Consider the following 1484-nt stretch of genomic DNA (forward strand, 5'->3'; position numbering starts at 1 on the left):
CCCCCGCCGGGGGGACGGAGGGGGGGGGGGGGGGGGGCGCGCCCCGCCCCAGACACCCCCCGCCCACCCCCCCGCCCCCGGGGGGGGGGGCCCCCCCCCCCCCCCCCCCCCCCCCCCGTTCCCCGATCCGACGTCGGAAAGTCGACAAGACGGTCCCGGAAATGCAGTCACCGACATTTCTCGGAGCCATCCGCGACACGCCCGCATGAACCATCCGGGCGCCGTCCGGAATGGCTCACGATGACGGCACGCACACCCCGAACTGCTTCCGGAGAGACCATTCCGGACGAGGCGAGTGGGAACGCGACACTGCCCGCTTCCCTGCACAACCAGGAGAACCACCATGGCCGCTCGTCCCCTCCCCTCCCGCCCGGCTCCGCCCACACCGGCCTCGCGCTCGTGGTGGGGGGACCTCGGCGTCCGGACCAAGGTCCTCGCGGCGGTCTCCGTCGCCGCGCTCGCGGCGCTCGTCGTCGGCGTCGTCGGCCTCAACGCCCTGGGCAGCTCGGCCGAGCGCACCGAGTACATGCACGACCGGAACGTCGTCGGTGTGCAGCTGACCGAGGAGATGCGCTTCCAGCTGATGAACATCCGGTTCGCCAGCACCAGCCGCTCCTACGCGAACACCCCCGAGCTCAGGCAGACCTACACCGACCTCCGTGAGCAGGCCCGCACCGACCTGACTGCCGCCGCCGAGGCCTACAAGCAGCTGCCGGACGTCACCGCGGACGAGGCGGCAGCCGTCGACGAGCTCCTCGACGCCCTGAGGCAGTACTTCGACCACGGGTTGCAGATGGACGCCTTCGTCGCGGCCGGTCAGATGGAGCAGTTCAACGCCCTGCGCAAGAACACGATCGCCCCGCTGACCGAGCAGATGGTCGCGGACCTGGAGGGACTCACCGCCATGACCGCGACGGACGCGCAGGCCGACGCCGTGGCCGCGCAGGACCACTACGAGAGCACCCGGACGTCCCTGTACGCGGTCCTGGTCGTGGGCCTCGCGGCCGCGCTGGGCATCGGCTTCCTCGTGGCCCGCGGCGTGACCCGGCCCCTCGACCGCCTGCGCCGCTCGGCGGAGCGGCTCGCGGAGGGAGACCTGACGCAGCCCACGGGCGTCACCCAGCGCGACGAGGTCGGCCGGACCGCGGCGGCGCTGGACACGGCCGTCGACTCGATGCGGGAGGTGCTCGCGGCGGTCGCGGCGTCGGCCGATGCGGTGGCGGCCTCGTCGGAGGAGCTGTCGGCCTCGTCGGCGCAGATCTCGGCGTCGGCGGAGGAGACCTCCGCGCAGTCCGGTGTGGTGGCCGGCGCAGCCGAGGAGGTCAGCCGGAACGTGCAGACGGTGGCGGCGGGTGCGGAGCAGATGGGGGCGAGCATCCGGGAGATCGCGACGAACGCGGCGGAGGCCAGCCAGGTGGCGTCCCGGGCGGTGTCGGCGGCGGAGACCACCACGGCCACGGTCGCGAAGCTGGGGGAGTCCTCGG

1 protein-coding gene is annotated in these 1484 nt (G+C 73.7%); it reads left to right on the top strand.

The genetic code is table 11. The features are described 5' to 3' along the window. Positions 1-343: 343 nt before the first annotated feature. The coding region (locus tag ACI79E_RS22410) for an MCP four helix bundle domain-containing protein (protein WP_456934787.1) at positions 344-1484 on the top strand (1141 nt) is incomplete at its 3' end.

The organism is Geodermatophilus sp. SYSU D00079 (genome assembly GCF_054050635.1).